This is a genomic window from Chthonomonas sp. (assembly GCF_035294505.1).
Lineage (GTDB): Bacteria > Armatimonadota > Chthonomonadetes > Chthonomonadales > Chthonomonadaceae > Chthonomonas.
On sequence record NZ_DATGKU010000006.1, the window covers coordinates 1 to 2888 of the forward strand.

A 2888-nucleotide genomic window follows, 5' to 3' on the forward strand; every position below is an offset into this window, starting at 1 on the left:
GGAAAGATGGTGCACGAGACGTTGCCCGTCATATCTTCCAATATGAAGAAGGCCATAGGCTCGCCGCTCTTTTTGGAGGTAAACAGCTTGACCGATGTTACGATTCCGCCGATCAACACCTCCTGCTTGTCGGGCAGCTCCGGCAGATCGGCAATAGGGATAACACGGCGCCGTCGGAAGGTTTCCTGAAAGGCTTGCAGCGGATGCTCGGAGATATACAAACCGAGCAACTCACGCTCATACCCCAAAAGCTGAAGGGAGGGATAGTCGGGCACATCGGGAATGGTCACCTCCTCCACCGAGGTCTCATCGGAGAGGAAGATGTCGGCAAGGGAGGCTTGTCCTAGTTTCTTATCGCGCTGGGCGCGTGCTGCGGCCTGGCAGCAGGCATCCAGCGCCTCCATGAGCGCACGCCGATTGTTGTGCCCTGGTAGGTCGGCAAAAGCACCGGCCAGAATGAGCGTTTCCACGATGGTGCGAGAAACGCCCCCATCATTGCCCAAAGTTCGGCAGCAGAAGTCCGCCAAACTTGTAAATGACCCCCCCTCCTCTCGCGCTTTCAGAATGGCTTCCACAGCGGCTCGACCCACATTTTTGATGGCCGATAGGCCAAAGCGAATGGCCTTGGCACCATTGGGCAGCGGCTCCACGGTGAAGTCGGCCTGACTGATATTGATGTCGGGTGGCAGCACCGCAATGCCCATGCGCTTGCATTCTTCCATGCAGGTTACCAGCTTGTCGCTCTTCTCGCTGAAGCAGGCCATAAGCGCCGCCATATACTCCACCGGATAGTTGGCTTTGAGGTAGGCCGTTTGGTAGGCCACCATGGCATAACACACGGCGTGCGCCTTGTTGAAGGCATAGCCGGCAAACGGCTCCATAAGATCAAATATCTCATTCGCTTTCTTTTCGGGCACGCCCTTGGCTTTTGCCCCGGCTAAGAAGTTGGCGCGCTGTTTTACCATCTCTTCCTTTTTCTTCTTGCCCATCGCACGCCGGAGAATATCGGCTTGCCCAAGCGTATAGCCTGCAATCACCTGTGCGATCTGCATCACCTGGTCTTGATAGACGATAACCCCATAGGTCTCTTTCAAGATATCTTCCAGCCACGGGTGAGGATATTCGATCTTTTCCAGCCCATGTTTACACCGAATAAAACGCGGGATATGGGCCATAGGGCCCGGGCGATAGAGGGCTACCATGGCTGCCAGATCGCGCACGCTGGAGGGTTTTAGCTCGGCAATGTAGCGCCGCATTTGAGGCGACTCTAACTGGAACACCCCCACCGTTTCCCCTCGGGCCAACAGCTCGAAGGTTTTCTGGTCGTCGAGGGGCAGCTTGCGTACATCTATCTTCTTGCCGGTGGTCTGCTCCACATTGCGCACCGCCTGGGCGAGAATGGACAGGTTGATGAGGCCCAGAAAATCCATCTTCAAGAGGCCGATTTTTTCGAGGGTTGAGGCCACATATTGGGTAACGCAGCCACCGTCGGCCGAGCGGGTGAGAGGGGTGTATTCCACGAGGGGTTCGTGCGAGATGATCACGCCGGCGGCATGTACGGAGGCATGGCGCGCTATGCCCTCTAGGCGGCGGGCCGTGTCAATAAGTTTATGCGCCTGCGGGTCTCGAATGTAGGCGTTGCGAAACTCCTGATTGATCTCAAGAGTTTTGTCTATCGTCATGCCGATGGGGTGGGTAGGAATCATCTTGCAGAGGCGCTCCACATCGGCCATAGGCATTCCGAGAGCACGGCCGGCGTCGCGCAGCACAGCCCGCGCCTGCAGGGTTCCAAAGGTGATGATTTGGGCAACTCGCGCCTGCGTGGGGTCGTCTTGATGAGGGCTATACTTTTTGGTGACGTACTCGATGACCTCGGCCCGGCGAGCATCCTCGAAATCCATGTCTACATCCGGCATCTGAACGCGCTCCGGGTTAAGGAAGCGCTCAAAGGTGAGACCGTATTCCACGGGGTCTACGTCGGTGATCCCGATGAGATAAGAGACGAGGCTGCCGGCAGCTGAACCGCGCACCCCGAAAAAGATGCCCCTCTGGGCGGCAAAGCGGGCAAAATCGCGCACGATAAGGATGTACTGCGAAAAACCGGTTTTTTCGATGATGTCTAGCTCATAGCGCAGACGTGCTATCACCTTTTCGGAAGGATTGCCGTTATAGCGCCGTTGAAGCCCTTCCTCGGCCAATTGCGTTAGGTATTGATGAGGGGTAAGCCCCGGAGGAATATCGGGACATGGGAGAGGACAGCGACCAAACTCTAACTCCACATTGCATTTCTCGGCGATGCCCAGTGTGTTCTCCACCGCGTCTTGATAGTCGGCGAAAAGCGCCCGCATCTCCTGTTCGCTTTTCAGATAGAACTCCTGCGTGGCATATCGAAGACGGTTGGGATCGTTTACCGTGGAGCCGGTGCCGATGCAGAGCAGAATGTCGTGCGCATCGGCATCTTGTTTGCTGAGATAGTGCACGTCGTTGGAACAGATGACCGGCAAATGAAGTTGACGGGCGATTTTAAGGAGATGCTTGTTACACTCGATCTGCTCGGGCAGGGAGTGATTCTGCAGTTCGATGTAGAAGTTGCCGTCTCCAAAAACATCTTTATAGTAGGCTGCTGTGTCGAGGGCGCGCTTATAATCCTTGCTGACAATGGCCGTACATATCTCACTGCCGAGGCAGGCAGAGGTGCCGATAAGCCCCTCCGAGTAGCGCTGAATCAGCTCACGATCTATACGGGGCTTGTAGTAGAAACCCTCCAGAGCCGCGATGGAGGTGAGCTTGAGAAGGTTTTTATAGCCCTGCAAATTGCGGGCTAATAAGACCATGTGGTAGGCTGCCTGGTCGAGCTTGGGTTGTTTGTCGGTACAACGGCGTGGGGC

The 2888-nt window shown here is 55.9% G+C and carries 1 protein-coding gene; it reads right to left on the reverse strand.

The genetic code is table 11. The annotated features are described in order from the left end of the window. The coding region (dnaE, locus tag VKV18_RS00240) for a DNA polymerase III subunit alpha (RefSeq protein ID WP_324202222.1) at positions 1-2888 on the reverse strand (2888 nt) is incomplete at both ends.